Consider the following 1443-nt stretch of genomic DNA (forward strand, 5'->3'; position numbering starts at 1 on the left):
CACGGCCGGCGGCATCGAGGAACTGGCGAACGCCGACCCCGGCCTCGCGATGCTCGCCTTCTTCCTGCTCGCGATCGGGTTCGGCGTGAAGGCCGGGATCATGCCGCTCCACCAGTGGCTCCCCGAGGCGATGGTCGCACCGACGCCCGTTTCCGGGCTGCTGCATGCGGTCGCGGTCGTCAAGTCCGGGGCGTTCGGCGTCTCGCGGGTCGTCCTCGACGTGTTCGGCCCAGAACTCGTCTTCGACCTCTCGCTCCCGTTCGGCTTCTCGGCCGGACTCGTCCTCTCGACCATCGGAGCGATCACGCTGACGGCGGCCTCGATCATCGCCCTGCGGAAGGACCACCTGAAACAGCGGCTCGCCTACTCGACGGTGAGCCAGCTGAGCTACATCATCCTCGGACTCGGCCTGTACGGCTGGTACGGGCTCGTCGGCGCGCTGCTGCACATCCCGGCGCACGCGTTCATGAAGCTCACCCTGTTCTTCTGTGCCGGGAACCTCCACGTCTCGACGCACACCGATTACATCTCCGAGATGGCGGGGATCGGCAAGCGGATGCCCCTGACGATGGGGGCCTTTACGGTCGCCTCGCTCGGGATGGCCGGAATCCCGCTGCTGGCCGGGTTCGTCAGCAAGTACTACATGCTGATCGGCGGGATTCGGATGGGCGCTCGGCTGACCCCGGTCGCCTACTACCTCGTCGGCGCGCTGCTGCTCTCCGGCGTGCTCAACATCGCGTACTTCTGGCCGGTGATCTACACGGCCTTCTTCGAGGCGGAGGACGCCCACGACGCGAAGCCGCTCGTCGACTTCCGGATGGGCGGCGAGACGCGGTCGACGCTGCCGGCGACCGATGGGGGCCGTCCGAAGGATGCCGACGACGACGTTGACGCTTGTAACGACGACGACCCCGACGTCGACGAGGTCGTCGAGAGTGCCGAGGGCGACTCGGCAATCGATGCCGAGGGAGCGGAGTCCACGGGCGACGACGCCGATGTCCCGGACGACTCGGACATCCCCGACGCGGAGATGGACGACCTCCCGACCGACGAAGACGGCGTGGTATGCCCGGACTTCGACACGAGCGACCGGGACTTCTCCGAGCCCGCAGAGCGCGTCGACACCGGCGATTACGCGGTCGACCAGCGCCCCTCCGACGCCGACGTTCCGTTTGGCGTGGGGCGCGGCGACGGCGATGACGGAGGCGATGAGACAGGGCATGATGCCCACGACACGAGCCATGACGATCACGCAGACCACGACAACCACGGCCACGCGGGCGGGCCGCCCGCGAGCGACTGGGAGCACATCGCGGGGCTCGACGCCCTCTGCGGGGGCGAGTCCACGTGGTTCACACTCGGGCCGATCCTCACCGCGATGAGCCTCGCGGTGCTGCTCGGCGTGATACCCTACGAGATGGGCTTCCTGGAGCTGATCGAGCT

The 1443-nt window shown here is 68.1% G+C and carries 1 protein-coding gene; it reads left to right on the forward strand.

Going from position 1 to position 1443, the window contains the following annotated elements; genetic code table 11:
* Positions 1-1443 (forward strand): proton-conducting transporter transmembrane domain-containing protein (locus AN233_RS05465; protein ID WP_058365824.1); only part of this gene is annotated, 1443 nt, incomplete at both ends.

The organism is Haloparvum sedimenti (genome assembly GCF_001462205.1).
Lineage (GTDB): Archaea > Halobacteriota > Halobacteria > Halobacteriales > Haloferacaceae > Haloparvum > Haloparvum sedimenti.